The sequence below is a fragment of the Roseibium sp. genome (assembly GCF_965229775.1).
Lineage (GTDB): Bacteria > Pseudomonadota > Alphaproteobacteria > Rhizobiales > Stappiaceae > Roseibium.
In genome coordinates this window covers 3,993,944-4,016,626 of sequence record NZ_OZ245929.1, presented here as the reverse complement: position 1 = coordinate 4,016,626, position 22,683 = coordinate 3,993,944, and the positions used below count along the sequence as shown (strand labels likewise).

At 57.1% G+C, this 22,683-nt stretch carries 18 protein-coding genes; 13 read left to right on the top strand and 5 right to left on the bottom strand.

Annotated features, from left to right (window positions below; all coding sequences use genetic code 11):
- Positions 1–212: 212 nt before the first annotated feature.
- From yghU to ACO07N_RS18110, 5 genes are all read left to right on the top strand, one after another.
- Complete coding sequence (gene yghU, locus ACO07N_RS18130; RefSeq protein WP_421982369.1) at positions 213–1,085, top strand: glutathione-dependent disulfide-bond oxidoreductase; 873 nt, start codon at positions 213–215, stop codon at positions 1,083–1,085.
- A 384-nt stretch (positions 1,086–1,469) separates the two neighbouring features.
- Positions 1,470–3,053, top strand: a complete 1,584-nt coding sequence (locus ACO07N_RS18125) for a Re/Si-specific NAD(P)(+) transhydrogenase subunit alpha (RefSeq protein WP_421982368.1) — start codon at positions 1,470–1,472, stop codon at positions 3,051–3,053.
- Between the two features lie 12 nt (positions 3,054–3,065).
- Positions 3,066–4,499: an NAD(P)(+) transhydrogenase (Re/Si-specific) subunit beta gene (locus ACO07N_RS18120; RefSeq protein WP_421982367.1), complete on the top strand. Its 1,434-nt coding sequence runs from the start codon at positions 3,066–3,068 to the stop codon at positions 4,497–4,499.
- A gap of 238 nt (positions 4,500–4,737) precedes the next feature.
- Positions 4,738–6,426, top strand: a complete 1,689-nt coding sequence (locus ACO07N_RS18115; protein ID WP_421982366.1) for a calcium-binding protein — start codon at positions 4,738–4,740, stop codon at positions 6,424–6,426.
- Positions 6,427–6,932: 506 nt separating this feature from the next.
- The gene (locus tag ACO07N_RS18110) at positions 6,933–7,463 is read left to right on the top strand and encodes an RNA polymerase sigma factor (protein WP_421982365.1); all 531 of its coding nucleotides are present in this window, start codon (positions 6,933–6,935) and stop codon (positions 7,461–7,463) included.
- 71 nt (positions 7,464–7,534) lie between these two features.
- Here the strand turns inward: ACO07N_RS18110 and ACO07N_RS18105 are convergent, their stop codons facing one another.
- From ACO07N_RS18105 to ACO07N_RS18085, 5 genes are all read right to left on the bottom strand, one after another.
- Positions 7,535–8,533 carry an ABC transporter ATP-binding protein gene (locus ACO07N_RS18105; protein ID WP_421982364.1) on the bottom strand — a complete coding sequence of 333 codons (999 nt, stop codon included), beginning with the start codon at positions 8,531–8,533 and terminating at the stop codon, positions 7,535–7,537.
- The gene (locus ACO07N_RS18100) at positions 8,530–9,564 is read right to left on the bottom strand and encodes a Gfo/Idh/MocA family protein (protein WP_421982363.1); all 1,035 of its coding nucleotides are present in this window, start codon (positions 9,562–9,564) and stop codon (positions 8,530–8,532) included. The genes ACO07N_RS18105 and ACO07N_RS18100 overlap by 4 nt, the downstream gene beginning before the upstream one ends.
- Positions 9,561–10,400, bottom strand: coding sequence for a carbohydrate ABC transporter permease (locus ACO07N_RS18095; RefSeq protein WP_421982362.1), 840 nt, complete (start codon positions 10,398–10,400; stop codon positions 9,561–9,563). The genes ACO07N_RS18100 and ACO07N_RS18095 overlap by 4 nt, the downstream gene beginning before the upstream one ends.
- Before the next feature lie 13 nt (positions 10,401–10,413).
- Positions 10,414–11,328, bottom strand: coding sequence for a carbohydrate ABC transporter permease (locus tag ACO07N_RS18090; protein WP_421982361.1), 915 nt, complete (start codon positions 11,326–11,328; stop codon positions 10,414–10,416).
- Positions 11,329–11,396: 68 nt separating this feature from the next.
- Positions 11,397–12,650: an ABC transporter substrate-binding protein gene (locus ACO07N_RS18085; protein ID WP_421982360.1), complete on the bottom strand. Its 1,254-nt coding sequence runs from the start codon at positions 12,648–12,650 to the stop codon at positions 11,397–11,399.
- Between the two features lie 415 nt (positions 12,651–13,065).
- On the opposite strand from ACO07N_RS18085, the gene ACO07N_RS18080 reads away from it, so the two are divergent.
- From ACO07N_RS18080 to ACO07N_RS18045, 8 genes are all read left to right on the top strand, one after another.
- Positions 13,066–13,722 carry an NADPH-dependent FMN reductase gene (locus tag ACO07N_RS18080; RefSeq protein ID WP_421982359.1) on the top strand — a complete coding sequence of 219 codons (657 nt, stop codon included), beginning with the start codon at positions 13,066–13,068 and terminating at the stop codon, positions 13,720–13,722.
- Positions 13,723–14,023: 301 nt separating this feature from the next.
- Positions 14,024–14,227 (top strand): hypothetical protein, encoded by a 204-nt coding sequence (locus ACO07N_RS18075; RefSeq protein WP_421982358.1) that lies wholly within the window; start codon positions 14,024–14,026, stop codon positions 14,225–14,227.
- Positions 14,228–14,676: 449 nt separating this feature from the next.
- Positions 14,677–15,249, top strand: a complete 573-nt coding sequence (locus ACO07N_RS18070) for a VPLPA-CTERM sorting domain-containing protein (protein WP_421982357.1) — start codon at positions 14,677–14,679, stop codon at positions 15,247–15,249.
- Positions 15,250–15,508: 259 nt separating this feature from the next.
- Positions 15,509–17,959 carry a tetratricopeptide repeat protein gene (locus ACO07N_RS18065; protein WP_421982356.1) on the top strand — a complete coding sequence of 817 codons (2,451 nt, stop codon included), beginning with the start codon at positions 15,509–15,511 and terminating at the stop codon, positions 17,957–17,959.
- Positions 17,960–18,009: 50 nt separating this feature from the next.
- The gene (locus ACO07N_RS18060) at positions 18,010–19,563 is read left to right on the top strand and encodes a GumC family protein (protein ID WP_421982355.1); all 1,554 of its coding nucleotides are present in this window, start codon (positions 18,010–18,012) and stop codon (positions 19,561–19,563) included.
- Between the two features lie 216 nt (positions 19,564–19,779).
- Positions 19,780–20,460 carry a CpsD/CapB family tyrosine-protein kinase gene (locus ACO07N_RS18055; protein ID WP_421982354.1) on the top strand — a complete coding sequence of 227 codons (681 nt, stop codon included), beginning with the start codon at positions 19,780–19,782 and terminating at the stop codon, positions 20,458–20,460.
- 254 nt (positions 20,461–20,714) lie between these two features.
- Complete coding sequence (locus tag ACO07N_RS18050; protein ID WP_421982353.1) at positions 20,715–21,416, top strand: VPLPA-CTERM sorting domain-containing protein; 702 nt, start codon at positions 20,715–20,717, stop codon at positions 21,414–21,416.
- Between the two features lie 514 nt (positions 21,417–21,930).
- A complete protein-coding gene (locus tag ACO07N_RS18045; protein WP_421982352.1) occupies positions 21,931–22,683 on the top strand; it encodes an ExeA family protein in 753 nt (250 codons plus the stop codon).

The following is a 22,683-nucleotide window of genomic DNA, read 5'->3' as shown; positions in this document are numbered from 1 at the left end:
GACGTTAGGCGCAAAGTGACGGGGGCTGCGAAGGCTTTTCAACAAACGCGCGGGTGAACAAATGCGTCTTTCATGAAAAAACCGACCTTATTGCAAACTCGGCCTAGGCAAACTTCTCCCAACGTCCTATCTAATCGTAATATTGCGATGGGTTCCGATCCCGGGGCGCACGCGTAACCAAGCCTGCCTTCAATCTTCCGGAGAGCTTTCCAATGAGCGATACCTCGACCTATACCCCGCCCAAAGTCTGGACGTGGGAACAGCCGAACGGCGGTGAATTTGCGAGCATCAATCGGCCGATCTCCGGTGCGACCCACGAAAAGGACCTCCCGGTCGGCGATCACCCGCTGCAGCTCTATTCGCTGGCAACCCCCAACGGCGTCAAGGTGACGATCATGCTGGAGGAGCTACTGGCGCTCGGCCACACGGAGGCCGAATACAATGCCTGGCTGATCCGCATCAACGAAGGCAACCAGTTCTCGAGCGGTTTCGTCGGCGCAAATCCCAACTCGAAGATCCCGGCTCTGGTGGATCACAGCACCGAAACGCCGACACGGGTGTTCGAGTCCGGGTCGATCCTGATGTATCTGGCGGAAAAGTTCGGCGCATTCCTGCCGAAGGATCCTGCCGCCAGAACCGAAACGCTCAACTGGCTTTTCTGGCAGATGGGCTCCGCTCCCTATCTCGGCGGCGGTTTCGGACACTTCTATGCCTACGCGCCGGAAAAGTTTGAATACCCAATCGACCGCTTCGCGATGGAAACGAAGCGTCAGCTCGATGTTCTCGACAAGGCGCTGGCCGCTCGTCCCTACATTGCCGGAGACGACTACACGATCGCCGACATGGCGATTTTTCCCTGGTATGGCGGACTTGTCCTCGGGCGGCTCTACAACGCAGCCGAATTCCTCTCCGTGGATGACTACAAGAACGTCAAAGCCTGGGCCGAAAAGATCGACGCCCGTCCGGCCGTCATCCGGGGTCGCAGGGTCAACAAGGCCTGGGGCGAAGAGCACGAGCAATTCCACGAGCGGCACAGCGCGTCGGACCTGGACCCCAAGGAGCCGGTAGAGACGGCGGCGGAATAACCAAACGGCAGCGGCCTGCGTCGACAGGTCGCTGCCACTTCACCATGGGCGCGAACGATTAGCCATCGCAGTGCCGCGAATGCGCTCAGAAAATATTACTAATTCCCACCTAAATCCGAGTATTCAGAGCGAAAATTGCGGCGGGCGCCAAGACTACAATACCCGCCACCGCATTTTTCTTAAAAAAACAGTTCAAAACCTGATCCAAGGTTGGCTGCGCAATACACGCCCCTTCCCGCGGAAACACGTCTTGTCATAAGTATAATTTTCGTCTCTATATGCAGCCACGCACAAAAATCGGGGCATGCGGGGGACACTTCTGTTTCCTTTCGCCCACGATCCCACACTCTCGGCCATGTCCTGGTCACCATCTTGGAGCGACATATGTCAGAAGCCCTAAAGATCGGCACACCCAAGGAAATTTTCCCCGGGGAGGCCCGCGTGGCCATGACCCCGGACTCAGCGAAGCAGCTGCAGAAGCTCGGCTACACCTGTCTCGTTCAGAGCGGTGCCGGCAAAGCAGCCGGTTTTTCCGACGAGGCTTACAAGGAAGCCGGTGTCGAAATCGTCAAGACCGCTCCGAGCCTCTGGAAGCAGTCCGACATCGTCGCCAAGGTGCGCCAGCCGGAAGACAAGGAGCTGGGGTATCTGACGGAAGGCAAGACCCTGATCTCGTTCTTCAACCCGGGCGGCAACGAGGCCGGGCTTGAAGCCGCGAAGGAAAAGGGCGCCAACGTCATCGCGATGGAAATGGTGCCGCGCATCTCGCGCGCCCAGAAGATGGATGCGCTTTCGTCCATGGCCAACATCGCCGGTTACCGCGCGGTCATAGAGGCCGGCAACAACTTCGGGCGTTTCTTTACCGGACAGATCACCGCCGCGGGCAAGGTCCCGCCCGCCAAGGTCCTGGTGGTCGGCGCCGGTGTTGCAGGCCTTGCCGCCATCGGCACGTCGACGTCACTCGGTGCGATCACCTACGCCTTCGACGTGCGGCCCGAAGTCGCCGAACAGGTCGAATCCATGGGTGCGGAATTCGTCTATCTCGACTTCGAGGAAGAACAGACGGACGGGGCGGCCACTGGCGGCTATGCCAGCGTGTCGTCGCCGGAGTTCCGCGAGGCCCAGCTTGCCAAGTTCCGCGAACTGGCGCCGGAGATGGACATCGTGATCACGACAGCCCTCATTCCGAACCGCCCCGCGCCGAAGCTCTGGCTCGAGGACATGGTCAAGGCCATGAAGCCGGGTTCGGTGATCATCGACCTTGCCGCCGAGCGTGGCGGCAACGTGGAAGGCACAGAGGCGGACAAGAAGGTCGTCACCGACAACGGCGTCACGATCATCGGTTACACGGACTTCCCCTCGCGGATGGCATCGCAGTCCTCCAGCCTCTACGCGACGAATATCCGCCACATGATGACGGACCTGACCCCGGAAAAGGACGGTCAGCTCGTCCATGACATGGAAGACGACGTCATCCGGGGCGCGACGGTGACGCATCAGGGTGAAATCACCTTCCCGCCTCCCCCTCCGAAGGTTCAGGCAATTGCCGCGAAATCGAAGGAAAAGCCGAAGGAACTGACACCGGAGGAAAAGCGGGCCGCGGAAGCTGCTGCCTTCAAGGCGCAGACCAAGCAGCAGGTCACCCTGCTCACGGTCGGCGGCATCCTGATGCTGCTTGTCGGTCTGATCGCGCCTGCGAGTTTCCTGCAGCACTTCATCGTGTTCGTGCTGGCCGTTTTCGTCGGCTTCCAGGTCATCTGGAATGTCAGCCACTCGCTGCACACGCCGCTGATGGCGGTCACCAACGCGATTTCGTCGATCATCATCGTCGGCGCGCTGCTGCAGGTCGGGTCGGGGTCGTTCCTCATCATCCTGCTGGCGGGACTGTCCATCTTCATGGCCGGGATCAATATTTTCGGCGGTTTCCTCGTCACACGGCGCATGCTCGCCATGTTCCAGAAGTCTTAAGGAGCCCGACCCATGGAATTCGGTTTCACCACTGCCGTCTACGTGGTTGCGGCTGTTCTGTTCATTCTCTCGCTCGGGGGTCTCTCGGGTGAGGAAAGCGCAAAACGCGCCGTCTGGTACGGCATCGCGGGCATGGCGCTTGCCGTCGTCGCCACGCTCATCGGTCCAGGCTCCGGCCTCTGGCTGCTCTCCCTGCTCCTGATCGCCGCCGGCGGTGTCATCGGGTATTTCGTCGCCCAGCGCGTCCAGATGACGGAAATGCCCCAGCTGGTCGCGGCGATGCACTCGCTTGTCGGTCTCGCAGCCGTGTTCGTGGGCTTCAACGCCTATATCGAGCTTGGCCGCGTGCTCGCGATGAGCGAAGAGGAACGCAAGGCGCTGGAAGGCTTTGCGGCGCTTCTCGCCAAGAAGACGAGCGCCGAGCAGGCGATCCTGAAGGTCGAAGTCTTCCTCGGCGTCTTCATCGGCGCGGTCACCTTCACGGGCTCCGTCGTTGCCTTCGGCAAGCTTGCGGGCAAGATCACGTCCAAGGCGGAAAAACTGCCGGGTGGACACGCCCTCAATGCCGGCGCTGCCATCCTGTCCTTCGTGCTCCTGATCCTGTTCCTGAGCGGTGCCGGGATCTGGACGCTCATTCTCATGACGCTGCTGGCCTTCTTCATCGGCTACCACCTGATCATGGGGATCGGCGGCGCGGACATGCCCGTGGTTGTCTCCATGCTGAACAGCTATTCAGGCTGGGCGGCGGCGGCCATCGGTTTCTCTCTGGGCAACGACCTGCTGATCGTGGTCGGCGCGCTCGTCGGTTCGTCCGGTGCGATCCTGTCCTACATCATGTGCAAGGCGATGAACCGCTCGTTCATCTCCGTCATTCTCGGCGGTTTCGGCAACACGGCCGGCCCGGCGATGGAAGTCGAGGGCGAGCAGATCGCCATCGATGCCGACGGTGTCGCGGCAGCTCTCGATGATGCCGACAATGTCATCATCGTTCCGGGCTACGGCATGGCGGTTGCCCAGGCGCAGCAGTCTGTCAGCGAACTCACCAAACGCCTGCGTGCCAAGGGCAAGAACGTGCGCTTCGCCATTCACCCGGTTGCCGGCCGCCTGCCGGGCCACATGAACGTGCTTCTGGCCGAAGCGAAGGTGCCTTACGACATCGTACTGGAAATGGACGAGATCAACGAGGATTTCCCAGAAACGGACGTTGCGATCGTCATCGGGTCCAACGACATCGTCAATCCGGCGGCACAGGAAGATCCGAACTCACCGATCGCCGGCATGCCGGTTCTGGAAGTCTGGAAAGCCAAGCAGGTGTTCGTTTCCAAACGCGGTCAGGGCACCGGCTATTCCGGCATCGAAAACCCGCTGTTCTACAAGGAAAACACCCGCATGTATTACGGCGATGCCAAGGCCAGCCTCGACAAGCTGCTCACAATGATCGAGTAAGCCGTCAGGCCAGTCTTTTCAACGACCACCGCCCGGGGAAACCCGGGCGGTTTTTTTGTGCCTCGTTCAGGAAAACGACGCCTTGCGATTTTTTTTTGAACCTTTCCACGCGCCCGGGACACCAAGAGGTACTCGCACAAGCGGGGACACCAGCGCGTGATCCATTTTGACCGTTTCAGTTTAAGCCGCCGTTTGAGGCGGGCGCAGATGGTGTGTTTCATACAACAGGAGATCTGCAATGAGCTTCCTTTATTCCTTTCTGAATTTCTTCAAACCCCAGTTCATCAACGGCTCCGACAAGGGAGAGCTGCTCTTCGGAGGTTTCGCGTCTGATTTCATTTTCGGCAATGGCGGTAACGACAAGATTTTCGGCGGCTTCGGCAACGACTTTCTTTTCGGTGGCCACGGCAATGACAAGATCTTTGGCGGATTCGGCCACGACCTGATGTTCGGCGGGAAAGGCAATGACAAGATTTTCGGCGGCCACGGCAACGACAACCTGAATGGCGGCGACGGTGAAGACACGTTGCGCGGCGGCAAGGGCTACGACCGCCTGGTCGGCAACAAAGGCAATGACCGCATGTTCGGCGGTTCCGGTGACGACCTTCTGGTCTGGAACAATGGCGACGGGTCCGATCTCATGCATGGCGGCAGCGGTTACGACCGCGTCCAGGTCAACTTCAACACCGATCTCGTCAACAACGATCTTCAGAACAAGGATGTCGCCGAGTTCTCGGTGACACCACAGGGCGTCCAGTTCGCGCGGGTTGAACTCAACGACCAGAACGTCAATGGCCTGTTCCAGCTCGACATTCGCAAGACCGAGGTTCTGGAAACCAATTTCGGCGGCGGCGACGACACCGCGCAGATCGTCGACACCGTTCTGGACGAAATCAAGCTCGACCTGGATGGAGGAGACGGCATCGACACCCTGGACCTCTCCAGAGCTGCCGAAGGCGTCGAAGTCGATCTCGATGCAGGTACGGTCGAAGATTCCAAGGCGGTCAATTTCGAAAACGTCATCGGGACGGAATTCGACGACAAGATCACGGGCGACGACCAGGACAATTTCATTTCCGGGCTTGGCGGCGTCGACACCATCTACGGCGGCGGCGGCAACGACATCCTTGTCGCCAACAAGGGCAACGACTTCGTCTTCGGTGAAGACGGTGACGACCTGCTTGTGTGGAACAATGGCGATGGTTCGGACCTGATGGATGGCGGTGCCGACCATGACCGCGTCCAGGTCAACTTCAACACCGATCTCGTCAATGACGATCTTCAGAACAAGGACGTGGCGGAATTTTCGGTGACCCCTGAGGGTGTGAAATTCGCGCGGGTTGAGGTGAACGACCAGACCGTCAACGGCCTGTTCCAGCTCGATATCCGCAACACGGAAGCACTTGAAACCAACTTCGGCGGCGGTGACGACACCGCGCAGATCGTCGACACCGTTCTGGAGGAAATTGAACTCGATCTCGATGGCGGCGACGGCATCGACACCCTGGACCTCTCGAGAGCTTCCGAGGGCGTCGACGTCGACCTGGCGACCGGTTCGCTTGGCGACAGCTCCACGGCCGTCAATTTCGAGAACGTCATTGGTACGAACTTCAATGACGTCATCGCGGGCGATGATCAGGACAACGTGATCCAGAGCGGGTCCGGTCTGGACATCCTGTCCGGCGGTGCTGGCGCCGACACGTTCGTGTTCACCCAGGACGACACGGGTGTCAAGATCATCACCGACTTCGAAATCGGTGTCGACAGCCTGCTTTTCGTGACCGATGCGGGTTTGACGGCGGCCGACCTGGTCGACCAGCTCACGCAGATCGGCGACGACGTGCAGCTTGATGTCAACGGCAAGCTGCTGACCTTCGAGAACGCGTCGGTTGAGGATTTCAGCACCGACGCCTTCCTGTTCGCCTGAGGCTAACACCAGCAACAGCTTTCACGGTTCCCGCCGGCCCCAGGCCGGCGGGATTTTTTTTCGGCCGATTGCAGGCAGGTGTCACCCCCGCGCCAGACCGGCTGCCCTCCGGTTTTGTCGTCCCGGTTTGCCGTGTCAGCGGCATGGCCGGGAACCCGTATTCCCAGCGTCTGGAGGCTAAATGCTGAGGGAGAACCTCGTCGTTCCTCGGTTCCGGCGCGGAGACCGGTCCGGTGTCGGACAGGTGCGCCTGCGCGGCAGACCGCCCATTGGTTGTGACGCGCGTCATAAGCGTTTGCGGGCACATTCCCTCATCGTAAGCGTAGGTTCTTCGGAACACCCTGGAACGTCAGTTCTTTAACAACAGGAAACCGTGAACGCCGGCGCTCTCCCATGTCGGCGAACGCTCGTTTCATGCTTGAGGTTCGAAAGCTGCGATGGGACACACCGGTTCTACTCAAAATGGCAATGCCCACTTCAGGCGGCCGGATGATCTCCAGCTTCTGATGGCCGTAACCAAGGGCGACGAGCGTGCGTTCAAGGCAATTCATCAACGGCATTTCGTGAAGCTGACGTCCTTCGCGCACCGGGTCACTGGCGACCGCGCGGCAGCAGAGGAAGTGGCCAACGACACATTCCTCGTCATCTGGCGATCCTCCGCAAGCTTTCAGAAGCGCTCGAAAGTCTCAACCTGGATGTTCGGTATCGCCTATCGGATAGCCCGGAAAAAGCGGCAGAAGCTGGCCCGCCGGCACCTGGACGTCGATATCGATGCCTGTGCGATCAGCGACAACCAGGATCTGGCCGCGCGGACGATCGAAAAGCGCGATGTCTTAAAGGCACTGAACCGGTTGAAGCCAGAGTTGCGGGCGGTCATCGAGCTCAGCTACTTCCAGGGCTACCGCCATGCGGAAATCGCGGAGATGCTCGGCTGCCCGGTGGGGACCGTCAAGACGCGGTCCCTGAGAGCCAAACAGCAACTGCGCCATCTCCTGCGTGAAGCCCCGGAACGAACGGCCTTGCGTTGCGCAGCCTGATGGGCCCTGCCCGGCCGGGCTGCCCTTGACTTCCGGCTTATCGTCTCTGGCAACCGGAGACGTCCCGCATCTCAAGCGCTCAAGCGGTCTCCCGCTGCGTCGAAGTAGTAGGACTTGCCTTCGGAGATCCCGAGATCAAGATCTCTGCCCGGCTCGATGGAATGCTGCCCGAAAAGCCGGGCGGTGACCTGGTGTCCCTTGACCATCGCAATCACGTTGGTGTCGCCGCCAAGATGTTCGACATGCTCGACCGTTGCCTGAAGTCCGCCGCCTTCGGCGAGAAACAGGTCTTCCGGACGCACACCGAGGGTACGTTCATCGCCCTCACTCAGGAGACCGGCAGGCAGGAAATTCATGGCAGGCGATCCAAGAAAGCCCGCGACGAACTTGTTGACCGGGTTGTTGTAAAGCTCCATCGGACTGCCGATCTGCTCCACATAACCGTCGCGCAGCACAACGATCTTGTCCGCCAGCGTCATCGCCTCGGACTGGTCGTGGGTCACATAGATCATGGACGCCTCGAGCTGCCTGTGCAGGTTGGCGATCTCGAGACGCGTGTTCATGCGCAGCGCGGCATCGAGATTTGAGAGCGGCTCGTCGAACAGAAACAGTTTCGGATGCCGCACGATCGCCCGCCCGATGGCCACGCGCTGGCGCTGGCCGCCGGACAGCTCCGAGGGATACCTGTCAAGGTAGTCCTCCAGATTGAGCATGCGGGTCGCTTCCGCGATACGCTGGTCGATCACGTCTTTCGGCTGGCGCTCCTGTTTCAGGGCGAGCGACATGTTGCCCCGGACATTCAGGTGCGGGTAAAGCGCATAACTCTGGAACACCATCGCAATGCCGCGCTTTGAGGGCGGTGTGAAGTTGACGTGTTCGCCGCCGATATGAATGTCGCCCGACGTGACATCCTCCAGGCCGGCGATGACGCGCAGCAAGGTCGACTTGCCGCATCCCGACGGTCCGACGAAAACGACGAATTCGCCGTCCTCGACGTCCAAGTTGACATCCTTGAGGACATGAACGGACCCGAAGGACTTGTTGACGTTCTTGAGCGTGAGCGCCGTCATGACGATGGCTCCTTCAATGAAACGGGGTGACCCGTGCGGACGCTTTCATCTGCGGCGATGCAGATTGCCAGTGAACTCACAGCGTCCTGCATGTGCCGGGAAAGATCGAGGTTTTCGGTTATCGCGCGCAGAACGTAGGCCTGCTCCGCGTCGCAAAGTTCCTGATGGCCGGGCTCGCCCGGAAGATCGATGTTCGTGTCGCCTTCCGGGCGATGAACGAGCAGGCCACCAACCTTGGTGTGACCGTCGACATCCGCCGAGGCGCCCTTGTTGCCTTCGACGATCGACACCGAGCCGGCAGGCGAAACGACATCCTTCACGAAAAAGGCTGTTTCCGACATCATCGGGCCCCAACCGGCCTCGTACCAGCCGACGGAGCCATCTTCGAAAATCACCTGAAACTGGCCGTAATTGTACATGTCCGGCGCGATTTCATTGGAAAGCCGCAGCCCCATGCCGTTGACCTTGACGGGTTTTGCATCCGTGATCTGGCACCAGACATCGACATAGTGCACACCGCAGTCGACGATCGGCGCCGTGGTTTCCATCAGGGCCTTGTGCGTTTCCCACTCGGCTCCCGAACTCTGCTGGTTGAGGTTCATGCGGAAGACGTAGGGACCGCCAAGCGCGCGTGCCTCCTCGATGAGCCGGACCCACGAGGGATGATGGCGCAGGATGTAGCCGACCACGAGTTTCTTCTGTGTTTCCTGGGCGCAGGCAACCACTCTTCGTGCGTCCGCAACGGTTGTCGCGAGCGGCTTCTCGACAAAGACATGCGCGCCGGCATGCATGGCTGCGACCGCGTAGTCCGCGTGGCTGTCCGAATAGGTGGCGATCACCACGAGATCGGGAGATGTCTTTTCAAGGGCGACGGCATAGTCGTTGAACACCGGATAGCCGGCGAGTTCCGGATGACCGACCTCACCGGATCGGTTAACAAGCGCGACAATCTCGGACGCTCCATGCCTGTGGTGAGCCAAAGCGTGCGAGAGCCCCATGTTGCCGAGGCCTGCAATCAAGACACGTATCATTTGACCGCTCCCGAAGTGATGCCGCGAATGAGCTGGCGCGAGAAGATCACGTAGAGAATGAGAACCGGCAGGATTGCCATGCTGAGTGCGGACAGGACCGCGTTCCAGTTGGTCACGAACTGACCGATGAACACCTGGCTGCCGAGCGTCAGTGTCTTGGTTTCCTCGGCCGGCGCCAGAATGAGCGGGAACCAGAGATCGTTCCAGATCGGGATCATGTTGAAGACGGCCACCGTCGCCATGGCCGGGCGCACCAGCGGCAGAACCAGGCGGAAGAAGATCGTGTATTCGGAGAGCCCGTCGATCCGGCCGGCATTTTTCAGATCATCGGAAACCTGGCGCATGAATTCGGACAATATGAACACGGCAAGGGGAAGGCCCTGCGCCGTATAGACCAGAATGAGCGCAGTCAGCGTGTTGACCAGGCCCGTCGCCACCATCATTTCCAGGATCGCCACGGTACCGATCCGGATCGGGATCATGATGCCGAGCGCCAGATAAAGACCCATCAGCATGTTGCCGCGAAACCTGTATTCACTGAGCGCAAAGGCGGCCATGGCGCCGAAAAGCAGAATGAAGAACAGCGAGACGACCGTGACGATCATCGAATTCTGGAAATAGAGGAAAAAGTCCCCCTGCTTCATCACCGTCTGGTAGCCGATCATGGAGAAGCTGTCGGCATTGGGCAGGCTCAGCGGCTCGCGGAAAATCGCTTTCCGGTTCTTGAAGCTGTTGATCAGGATGACGAAAACCGGAAACAGCGCAATCAGGGTGTACAGGATCAGCGCGCCGTGCATTGCGGCGGTGTTGACCGGATTGGAACGTGCCTTGTTCATCGCTCGCCTCCCCCTACAGCTGGTATCTGCGCATCCGGGTCTGGATGCCGAAGAGATAGATGCACACCCCGACCAGGATGATCCCGAACATCGCGCTGGCAATCGCCGAGCCCATGTAGGGATCGCCCAGTTGCAGCTGGAAGCCGAAGAACGTGCGGTAGAGGAAGGTGCCGAGGATATCCGTGGAGAAATCGGGACCGGCCAGCGCGCCCTGGGCCGCGTAGATCAGGTCGAAGGCGTTGAAGTTGCCGACGAATGTCAGGATCGAAATGATCCCGATGGAGGGCAGGATCAGCGGCAGCTTGATTTTCCAGAACGCGGACATTCCGGTAATTCCGTCAATCTCGCCTGCTTCCAGGATTTCCTCGGGAATGGACAGCAGCGCGGCGTAGATGAGCATCATCGGAATGCCGATGAACTGCCAGACCGAGATCAGCGACAGGGTCGTCAGCGCATATTCTTCCTTGCCGAGCCAGGGCGCGTAGAGCGATTTCAGGCCGACGGCGTCGAGCATCGACGGCGCGATGCCCCAGATCGGAGACAGAATCAGCTTCCATGCAAATCCGACAATCACGAAGGACAGGATCGTCGGGATGAAGATCGCGGAGCGGTAGAAGGCCGCGAACCGGAGCCTTGGATGCGAGAGCATGGCCGCCAGCGCAATTCCGATCGGGTTCTGAACCAGCATGTGGATCAGAAAGAACCAGAAATTGTTGCCGAGCGCGTTCCAGAACTGGTCCGCCCAGATGGGATCGCCGAACAGCGTCGTGAAATTCTCCAGCCCGACAAACACGCGTTCCTGCTCGATCTTGCTGTAAAGAGCAAGACGCAACGTGTTGAAAAGCGGGAATATCATGACGGCCGTGTAGACGAGGACCGCGGGGGCCAGGAACACGACGATATGCCATCGAAAGCGCGGCTTGCTCATTCGAAGCTCCGGTCAGTGCTTCCCGGACGAGGAGGTCCCCGCCCGGGTTTGGTTTTCAGTGAAGCAGCTTACTTGTGCTTGTCGTACCAGCTGGCCAGACCGTCCTGCAGTTTCTGGCCAAGTGCTTCCGGCGTCTCGGTGCCCTTGATGGCAGCCACGGATGCACCCCAGGTCTCGTTTTCCAGGTTCGGCGTGCCGCGCGACAGGATCTGGTAGGTCGAGCGGATCGTGCTTTCGCACTCGTCACGCCAGCCGACGAATTCCTTGGCAAGCGGATCTTCCAGTTCAACCGGCGTTTTCGACAGCGGGAAGAAGCCCGGCAGTGCATTGCCGAAAATCGAGGCGAATTCCGGCGAGGCAACCCAGGCCAGGAAGGTTTTCGCGGCTTCAGGATGTTCAGTCGCCGCGTTCATGCCGATGCCGATATCGGTGTGATCGGAAATGTAGCAGGTGTCGCCCGCATTGCGGACCGGCGGCTTGAACGCACCCATTTCAAAATCGGCCTGGCTGTTGAAGCCTGAAATTTCCCAGCTTCCGGCGGGGTAGATCGCCGCCCGGCCGAGCGTGAACAGGTTCTGGCTGTCCGGATAGGTCTGGGCTTCATAGCCGTCACCCAGATAAGGACCCCACTTGGCGAGCGTCGCATAGGGTGCGACCCATTGCTCGTCGGTCAGCTTCTGCTCGCCGCGGATGAGTGCGTTGCGCCCCTCCTCTCCCTTCCAGTAGTTCGGGCCGATGTTGTTGTAGCCCATCGTGGCCGCTTCCCACTGGTCATTGGTACCCATCGCCATCGGGATGTAGTTGCCGTCTTCCTTGAACTTTTCCAGAACGGCGAAGAATTCCTCTTCCGTCGCCGGGACGGAAACACCGAGTTCGTTGAACGCATCCTTGTTGTAGATGAACCCGTGGATCACGGAGGCCATCGGAACGCAGAAACTCGCCGAACCGTCATCGGACTGCCAGGCAGCCTTGGCGACATCGGAGAAATTGTTCATGGCTTCCATGTCGTCGAGATCGACAAGATGGCCCGCATCGAACAGGGCAAGCGAGGCATCAAATGGACGGCAGGTGATCAGATCGCCCGCAGAGCCGGCGTCCAGCTTGGAATTCAAGGCCGCATTGTACTCCGTCGGCGCGGACGGTGAGAAATTCACCTTGATGCCGGGATGGGCCGCTTCGAATGCCGGAATGATCTTTTCCTGCCAGAGTGCCAGATCATCGTTGCGCCAGCTTTCGATCGTCAGCGTGACGTCTTCCGCAAAGGCGCTGTTTGTTGCAAGGGCCGTACCGATCAAGGCCAAGGAGAGTAACTTACGTGTCATTGCGCTGTTCCCTGTTTTCAACGTTGGTTTCTTCTTGTTCGATCCAGTCCGACGCGAGGACGCGATGCACGCCTGCCCGCCCTTGCCCAGCGCCAAGCCTCACCTTCACGCTCTTTTCAGTTCAGGCAACGGGCAAGCCCCCCGTCGGTCATTGGAAATATAATACCTATTTAATACCATTTGTCGACTGTTAAGTTTTCCCTTTGGGAAATAGCTCGCATTTTCAGCAATTGCGCGATCTGAACCCGCATTTTCCGCGCTTCGCAGCGTCCTTCCGGCGTCAAAGGCATTGCAAAGGTATTACGTTGTTAACACATTATTTTCCCAATTCGGATGCCCAACAAACCTCGATCCAATTCAATTCGTCATATCCTGCTTCTATGGTCAGTGGACGCGCACAACAGGTTAGGATGTCATGACATTTCTGGTATTCATCGGTTCGGAAAGACAAAGCACACCACCGCACCCGCCCCGGTTGGGCGAAAGGGTTGCTAGGGCCTGCGCAGTCCGGCTTGAAGCAAATGACGCGGATTTTGAATTCGTGGACCCGCTCGCCATCAACCTGCCCAGCCCGTTCAAACCGCATTTCTCATATGCGGGCGGTAGAGCACCGCAAGAACTTGAAGAGCTTGCCGGGAAAATCGCATCTGCACAGGGCTACGTCATGGTGAGCCCGGAATACAATCATTCCATGTCTCCTGCACTTGCACACCTGCTGAATCACTTCGGCAGTTCTCTGTTTTCCTACAAACCGAGCGCGATCGTGACCTACTCTGCAGGACAATGGGGCGGTGCAAGAGCTGCGGTCAACATGCGGACCTACCTCGCGGAACTTGGATGTCTCCCAGTCTCAGCGATGGTCCATGTGCCCAAGGCACAAGAGGTTTTCGGCGAATCGGGGAACTATCTTGAGGAAACCGAAACCGAGCGCTGGGATGGTTATATCGACCGCACCATGCAGCAGCTTCTCTGGTGGGCGGAAGCTGCTGCCCGGCAGCGCGCTCATGGGACCGCCGAGATACCTGCGGCATTCACCAAGGCACCATCGCAGAGAAACGCTCCGGGTTATTGAAGCCTCGCACCGCGGCACTTCACGGACGTCCAGATGTCCACCGATTTCCCATCGCTGCCGAAACCTACTTTTCGCACCTGGTTTTCAAAGGCATGTCGTTCGACATCTGCCCTGGTTATCGGGGCGCGATGGCCGAAGCGGACCAATGCGGACATCGTGTAGCCCCCTCTCGCGACCAGTCATATCGGCGTGATGTGCAGGCAAAATTTCATTTTGGAGTTTTTCGGACAGCAATAGTCTGTTAACCTAAACGTGTGTGTACGGGTGCGACACTCGTTCAGGCAACCAAGGTATTTTAAAAATGTCATTGCTCATTGGCGCAGGATTGCTGATCTATTTCAGCGTGGCGTTTGCCTTCTTCACGATCAGCGCGACGGAACTGGTGGAAACCGGGCGGGTGCGCACGATCCGCATTCTCAGTGCATTGCTGGCTGCGGTCTTCTGGCCGCTGACGATACTGATCCTGTCGCTGACCGTGGCCATGACGCGACAGCGGCATCCCTGAGAGAATGAATTCGACGAAGTTCGCCGCGCGGCTTCGCCCTTAACGCTGGAACAGGCGATTGTTGCCGCGGCAGGAATCCGGAAAAAGCAGACAGCAAGGGTGCAGTGCGAAATCGGCGCAGCCAGAGACGCCTTATCCTTCATCATCGCAAGGTGGCGGAGCACCAAATTCGGGGATTCATCGCCCAAAAACCACTTGTCACAGGCGCCGGTTCCAAATCCCGCTAAATTTTTATGAAAATTTTACAATGGTTAATTTTCATTTTTTTAACACTGACAGCGCCCTGAACGCCCGGATCAAGCGGGAAATTCTCCATTCAAACCCTTCTACAAACTGAAAAAACACGATTGACTTTGCAGATAATTTTTGGTTTACGTTGTGTTAATGCGGTATATGAGGTTTGCTGCGTTGCAGCGAAAGGCGCTTTTTAAACTGGAAAGGTCGTATAAATGAACGTATTTAAGAGTGTAAAGACGGCGGCAATTGCGGCCGTTGTGAGCATCGGGATGGCAGGTGCTGCCATTGCTGCTCCGATCACCGGCTCGATCGATATCACCGGTGGTATTTCAAGCATCACTGAAAGTGGCGTAACTCCTGGTACGCTGTCTGGAGTTGCCTTCGACGGCAACGGCGAAGTCGAGCAGGGCACAGGCGCATTCGCTGGCCTCGTTGGAAACACGAACGTCATCATGACTGACCTTTCTGCTCCGTTCACGCAGACAGTATGGTCCGTAGGCGGCTTCTCTTTCGAGATCACGAACGTTATTCTGAACACCTTCACCCAGCTCACGACTTCAGGTGCACTTGGCACACTCTTCGCTGTAGGCACTTTGTCGGCCGCTGGTTTTGAAGACACCCAAGGACTGTTTTCGCTGACGGCGAACACGCTCGGCGCTACTGCTTCCTTCTCGTCTTCGACGACCAACGTTCCGCTTCCGGCATCCGTGTTGCTGCTCGGTGGCGCACTTGTCGGCATGGGCGCAGCTGCTCGCCGCCGCAAGAAGCTTGCCGCAGCCGCCTAAAGCTAATCCAAGCGCGTGAGGCCTCAATCCAATTGAGGCCTTGTCGCCGGAGACAAACCGGAATTGGGGGATCACACCGAAGGGTTGATCCCCCTTTTAATTTGTTTGATGATAAAGACACTGAAATTTTGACGACATAGACAAGCAGGGACATGCTTTAACCCTGAGTCACTTTTTACAAATTGGTTACTCGAACTTTAACGAGTATGCCCTTATCTTAAGGGCATAATTTAGTTGAAATATTGCAGGAGTTGGCTTGATGACCACCGCGCCCCGTTTGAGGCAAATGGCGACAGGTTTTGTGTTGTCTGTGGGTGTATTGTTTCTGGCTGCTTGCAGTTCGTCTGAAGAACGAGCAGAGGCACATTACCAACGTGGCCTGGAACTGGTTGAAGAAGGCGAACTTACAAAGGCTGGCCTCGAATTCCGGAATGCCTTCAAGCTTAAGTCGGATCACGTTGACGCTCTGTTTGCGTTTGGCGAAATCCAGGAACGGCAGGGCAACCATCAAGCTGCCTTCCGGATTTACAATGCGGTCGCCGAACAGGCCAGTGACCATGTTCCGGTGCGCCTGAAGCTGGCGTACATGCTCCTGACAGCCAACCAGACCGAGCAAGCACGAAAATTCCTTGATCAGGCCAGCGAACTTGGAGGCGATGAACCGGAAGTCCTGGTCGCCAACGCCACATATGCGCTCAGAGCCAACAACCCTGAAGAAGCAGAGCGCCTTGCCGAACAAGCTCTGAAAACCAATCCGGAGCTTGAAGACGCCTTCGTCGTCCTCGCGTCGTCGCGGATCGCCTCGCAGGATTTCGAAGGTGCGCTCGCGTATCTCGACAAGGCGCCAGAAAGCAGCCGTAACAATGTCGGCATGCAGGTCCTGCGGCTGTCCGTCCTGGACAACCTGGGTGACGACGAGAGCATTGAGGCCCAACTTGCCCACATGGTTGAACAGTTCCCTGACTCGCCGCAATTTGCGGTCGCCTGGGCGCAGTGGTACCAGAGCAAGGATCGGCACGAAGATGCCGAGAGGGTCATGCGTCAAGTCGCCGAAGACAGGCCCGAAGACACCGACGCGCAGTTGCGTTTGGTGGCATTTCTTGCTTCGAGAAGTGGCTTAGAGACGGCACGAACCGAACTGGAACGAATGATTGAGGCCCGCAAGCAGAGCGACGCGGACCCCTTCCCGCTTCAGGCTGCACTCGCGCAATTGAAGTTCACCACGGATGAACGATCGGAAGCGATCGATTTCATGAAATCGGTCTTGGCCGAGGCGGAAGAAACCGAACAGGAAAACCAGGCGCGGCTGATCCTGGCAGCTATGCTCATCGAAACAGCCGACATTGAGCAGGCCGAAGGGTATGTGACCGAAATCCTCGATACGGACAAGAAGAACGTCGAAGCACTCCGGATGCGCGCCTCCATCAAGCTTTCGAACAACGACAGCGCCGGCGCAGCAGATGATATTCTGCTTGCGCTGAACGAAGCGCCAGACGACGCGCGATTGCGCGTGATGCTTGCCAATGCGCATGAACGGAACGGCGCTTCGGTGCTTGCGGAAGAAGAATTCGCAAAAGCCTTCGCATTGGACAATCAGTCGGCAGAAACCGGTCTGCCTATGGTTCGATACCTGTTGAGCCATGGCAGAGCAGAACAGGCCGAGCGTGTCCTGGAAGCCATCCGGGCACAAAACCCGACAAACCGTGAGGTCCTCGCGTTGCTCGCTCAGCAGAAGCTGGCGAAACGTGACTTCGTCGGTGCCCAGGAGATCGCGGACGCACTTCGCAAAACCGACGATAGCGATTCTGCAGGCTTTGCAGACCGGATCACGGCCGCGGCGCTCGGAGGACAGGACAAGCATGACGAAAGCCTGGAGTTTCTGAAGAACTCAATGGGAGAGTCCGAGCGAGAAAACCGTGCGCTGCTGTCGGATCTTGTTCGTGCCTATGTAGGATCCGGGAAGCACGATCTTGCAAAGGAGAGACTGAACACTGTCCTTGACGAAAACCCCGATGATGTCGAAGCGCGCGTGCTGCTCGGTGCCGTCCATATGGCAAGTGGCGACAACGCCAAGGCAGAAGAGGTTTTCAAACAGGCCGCCTCAAGCGAAAGCAACGCGTCCGGCAATACGGCGTTGGCACAATTTTACTTCTCAACGAGAGACTTGGATAAAGCTGAAGAAGCCATTCGCGCCGGTCTCGAGAAAGACGGCGACAGTACTGCGCTGCGAATGATGCTCACGACGTTGTTCCAGCAAACAGAGCGCTTTGATGATGCAATCGCCATATACGAAGAGATGTTCGAGCGCGATCCAGGCTCAACCGTCGTCGCAAACGATTTGGCCAGTCTTCTTTCGGAGCGGCGCGGCGACGAGGCTTCTCTCGATCGCGCACTCGACATTGCGCAACGGTTCAGAACGTCAGAGGTGCCCCAATACCAGGACACCCTGGGCTGGATCTACTATCTGAGGGGGGAATACTCCTCTGCGTTGCCGCTGCTGCGGAGTGCGTCTCAACAGCTTTCACAGATGGGGCTTGCTCAGTATCACTACGGAATGACGCTTGCCGCGCTTGGGCAGAAGCAAGAGGCCGTGGAAACGCTCGAAAGGGCACTGGTTCTTAAGACACTTATGACACAAGAGGACCAGGACCTCGCCCGCGCGACGATAGAAGAGCTCAACAAACCGGAAGCGGCAACAGAGTCCAACTAGCTTGTTGGCACCCTCTCGGCGAGGGTTCAATTAAATGTGGTTTAGGATTGATGGAACAGAGTTTTGACCTAGGTGCGATCGTATCAATCGCAAAAAGACGGTTTCTGTATTTTCTCATACCCGTTGTTGTCGTGTTCGGCATTGCGGTAACGGTCGCCTATTTGCTGCCGAAGAGCTACGAAGCGAAGGCAACGATCCTCATTGAGTCGCAACGCATTCCAAGCCAGCTGGCGCTCACGACGGTCACCGCAGACTCGAGCGAAAGACTGAAGGTTATCGAGCAGCGGCTGCTGGCGCGTGACAACCTGTTGAGCATTGCAAGCCAGTTTGAATTGTATCGGGACGATGGTGTCACACCCTCCCCGTCAGTGATCGTTGAAAACATGCGCGGAGCGATCCAAATCAATCAGATTTCGGTATCCCGGTCGCGCAGGGGCACACAAGTCGTCGGCTTCGACGTCGCATTCCGCTATACCAGCGCCACGACGGCAGCTCGCGTCGCCAATCAGCTGGTCAACTCGATTCTCTCACAAAACATCGAGACCAGGCTAAGCCGGGCCGCCGAAACCGGTGAGTTTTTCCAGCAGCAGTTGCGGGATCTTGAAGGGGAATTGGCCACCAAAGAAAGCGAAATGGCGGAATTCAAGAGGGTCAATGAGTCTGCATTGCCCGAAACCCTGGGTATTCGCCGCGAGAAACTCGCCCAGATCGACGCTAACCTCGAGGCCATTGCGGCGCAACTCCGGCTGATAAACGAGTCGGATGGAACTCAGCAGGTTCCGCAGGAATCGGACACGCAAGGGCTTGCTTTCCAGCTTCAGTCCCTGGAACTCAACCACGAGGCATTTACTGAACGGCGTGAATTGCTCGCTCCTCTGCTGGAAAAAGGCTTTGTTTCCCAGCGCACTATGGATGATCTTGAAAGATCGATCGCGCAGACCGAGATCCAGATAGCCTCGGTGAAATCGCAGATGTCCCAGCAAGGCTTTACGGCGGATCCGGGCACGCGCGTCAAACTTCTTGAGTCACAACAGGTCGCGCTGCAAAAAAGAGCGGATGACCTCAGAGACAGTATTTTCAAGACCCCCGGGGTAGAAGTCGAACTGTCCGCGATGGTTCGGGACTACGAAAACTTGCGCAGCGAATACTCGCAAACCAAGGCGAAACTCACGGATGCCGAGATCGGCGAGCGGCTGGAACAAGATCGGCAGGCTGAACGGTTCGAAGTTCTGGAACAGGCTACGGTTCCCGAACAGCCCGCAGCGCCGAACCGGATCCAGATCGTCGCCGCCGGTGGCGGCGGCGCGATCGCCGTGGGTGCCGCCCTGGTTCTCTTGCTGGAGTTCTTGGACAACAGCATACGCACTGCGAAAGATCTGGAGCGTCGCCTGAAGCTGCGTCCGATTGCGGTCATTCCTTACGTTACAACGCGGAAGGAACGCATTCGCAAAATCACACGTAGGGTTTTAACTCTTCTGATTATTTTGGCCGCTATAGTGGCAGCGCTAGCAATCGTGCACTTCTACGTCACGCCAATCGACCTTCTTGTCGAGCGGACGGTGACGAAAGTGCAGCCATTCTTGCCAAGTTTCTTGTTGCCGTAACTGCGGCCCAAATACATACGGAGTTGATGCGTGGAACACATCAAGAGTGCGCTAAAGAAGGCAGGCGTTACGGACAGTGCAGCCCTTGAACCTGCACCGATAGCTCCGAGTGACGTAACCGCCCCTCCCCCTCCGCTCCGAAAGGTTGAGGCCCCGGTACCGACGCCTGCGACTGCGGAAGACGCGAAAACCAAAGAAGAGAAACCAATCCGTCAGGTGGAAATTGACGAGAGGCACCTGGAGCAAAGGCGGATCGTCTCAAAGTCGATGGACGACCCAAACCATATCGCCTTCAATCTTCTTCGCACGCGCGTCCGTCAGGCAATGTCCGACAACAAATGGAAGTCGATCGCCATAACGTCACCGACGCCCGGGTGCGGCAAGACGATGGTCACGCTCAATCTTGCATTCAGTTTGTCGCGCAATCCGGGACTGAAAACGGTTGTCGTCGACCTTGATCTCAGGAGACCGTCAATCGCGCCAACGTTGAAGATCGAACCAGACCGGTCGATCGCACAGTATCTCCTTGAAAGGTCCGACGAGGCGCGCGATTGCTTCGTTCAAGTCGACCCGAACCTCATTCTTGGCTTGAATAGCGGACATACACCGGCGTCGTCCGAACTGCTGCAGGCGCCGAGAATGCTTGAGTTGTTCGACTACATCGACCGAGAACTGTCTCCGGAAATCGTCCTGTTCGATCTTCCGCCCATGAAAAGCAGCGACGACGCACTTGGCTTCTTGCCAAGGGTGGATACGTCCCTGCTTGTTGTTGCATCTGGAACGACCACGACAGCCGAGGTCGACGAATGCGAGTTGCAAATCAGCGAACTCGACAAACTTCTCGGTATCGTTCTCAACAAGTGCGAGGATGCGCAAGCCGAGGACTACTATTACTGAGTCAGATGCGCGGCCTATTCCATGAGAAAAAGCGAAGAGGCGCAGTTGCGCGCGGCTTGTTGTTTGGCCGCATGAGGCCAGTCAGGTGAGACAAACCTCCCCGTTCAAGTCTGCATTCATTGTCGCCGGTAACCATTATTTCAGAACAAGCGCTAGAAATTGCGGGATTTGCTTGTACGTGAGAACCGCACATGATAGATGAATTTGAATAAAATTATATGTGATCAACGATTGTACTTAAGGTTTTCTTCGCCATGAAGCTTATTTCAATGTTGTCGGCCTGTGGGCTCCTGACAATCAGTTCTGTCGCTGCTTCGGCGGCTCCCTTTAAGCTGGAAAAAACCTACAGCGACATCTTCGGGGGCGGCGGGAATGAATCGCTTAGAATTGTCAATACGGGAACGCCGAACCTTGATGCACGGGTCAGAGCCGGAGGTTTTCGGGTTACCGATACGACAAACAATATCGACCTGATCGCATGGTGCGTTGATATCGCACACTCTCTCACTTTGAAGGGGCTCTACGAGATCACCAGTGCTCCATTTTCGAACACGTTCTCCTTCAGCCAATCGCAAAAAGACAATATTGCGAGCCTTTTTGAAACGGCGTATCGCGATCTGGATCTCACCAACAACAGTCAATCTGCCGGCTTCCAGCTTGCGCTTTGGGAAATAACTAATGAGACGTCTGGCACGCTTGATGTCGAAAACGGAACGTTCAGCACAGTGGCGAGTATGGGTGCAGTCGATGCTGCGAACGGCTTCCTCGACAATCTTGGCGGACCGGTCATTCAGTCATACAAGGTCAACTATTACGAGTCGCTCGGCTACAAAAACGGAACAAGGTTCAGCCAGAACCTGGTGAGCGTCACACCAGTCCCCCTGCCTGCCGCCGGCTTGTTGCTTGGGTGCGGATTGGCAGGTCTCTATTTGACCGGCAGGCGCAAGAAATCCTGAGTGGCTGACCGCTTGTTTTGCAAGGCTTACTAAAATCCAATCCTGATCCATCAGTAAAGCGATGTATATATTTGTTTTTTATACAAACATGTAATCATAATTACTTTGCTCACGCCTTTATTTGAAATCAATATTATTAGCTGCTTCGTTTTCGCCTTATTTAATTGATATTTCGACATGGCGCTCTGAACCACATCAGGCAAAAATCGGCTAGCTCCGGACAAGTGTGATGTGCTAAAAGGGTGCAATAACGATTTTACCATTTTCCGAGTAAAATCTTGAAAGTGTGCGAGAAAATTACTTATCTACTAAAAACGAAACGGTAAGGTAAGCTTCATAATTTAGATACGACATGTTGCAAGCTTACCGATAGTGAACGATGCAACAAGAAACAGAATTTGAACAGTCACGCACCTCGGGGTCGATGATGTATGAGCCGTATTACGGTCTCTTGACGAAGCCATTTGCGCTTGTACCTGATCCACGCTTCATTTATTGGGCGGGGCCTCACAGCATGGCCTTTGCGATGCTGGAATACGGCATTGTCAACCATGCCGGCTTCACCGTCATCACTGGAGAGGTAGGCGCGGGCAAAACGACGCTCATTCAGCATCTGCTCAGCAAGCTGCCGGGCGATATCTGTGTCGGGCTCCTGTCGAATACCGGCGGAAGCGGGGAGCTGCTGCAGTGGGTTCTGATGGCGTTTGATCAGGACTTTGACACCGACTCTCACGTGAAGCTCTACAAACAGTTCAGGGACTTCCTGATCGAACAATATGACCAGGGCCGCAGGACGGTTTTGATCGTTGACGAAGCGCAAAATCTCGGTTCGGAAACCCTTGAAGAACTGAGAATGCTGTCGAACATCAACACGCATAATCGCGAACTGCTCCAGATTGTACTGAGCGGGCAGCCCGAGCTGAAAACGCTGTTGGCCGCACCGAGCCTCAGGCAGTTCGTTCAACGCGTGACCTCTGACTTTCATCTGTCATTTCTCGAACAGCAGGAAGTGGCCGGATATATCGCTCACAGGCTTAAGGTGGCAGGGGCCAAGCGGTCGCTGTTCACACCAGGCGCCTGCGACCTGATCTATTACGCGACGCAGGGAACCCCCCGCCTTATCAACACCCTTTGCGATACCGCGCTTCTTTACGGATTTGCGACCGAAGCCGAAGAGATCACGCCCGATATCGTAAAGCGCGTCCTGGACGACAAGCGGCGGTTTGGCGTATTTGCCGTGCAACCCGACATGGCCCTTCCGCAATAG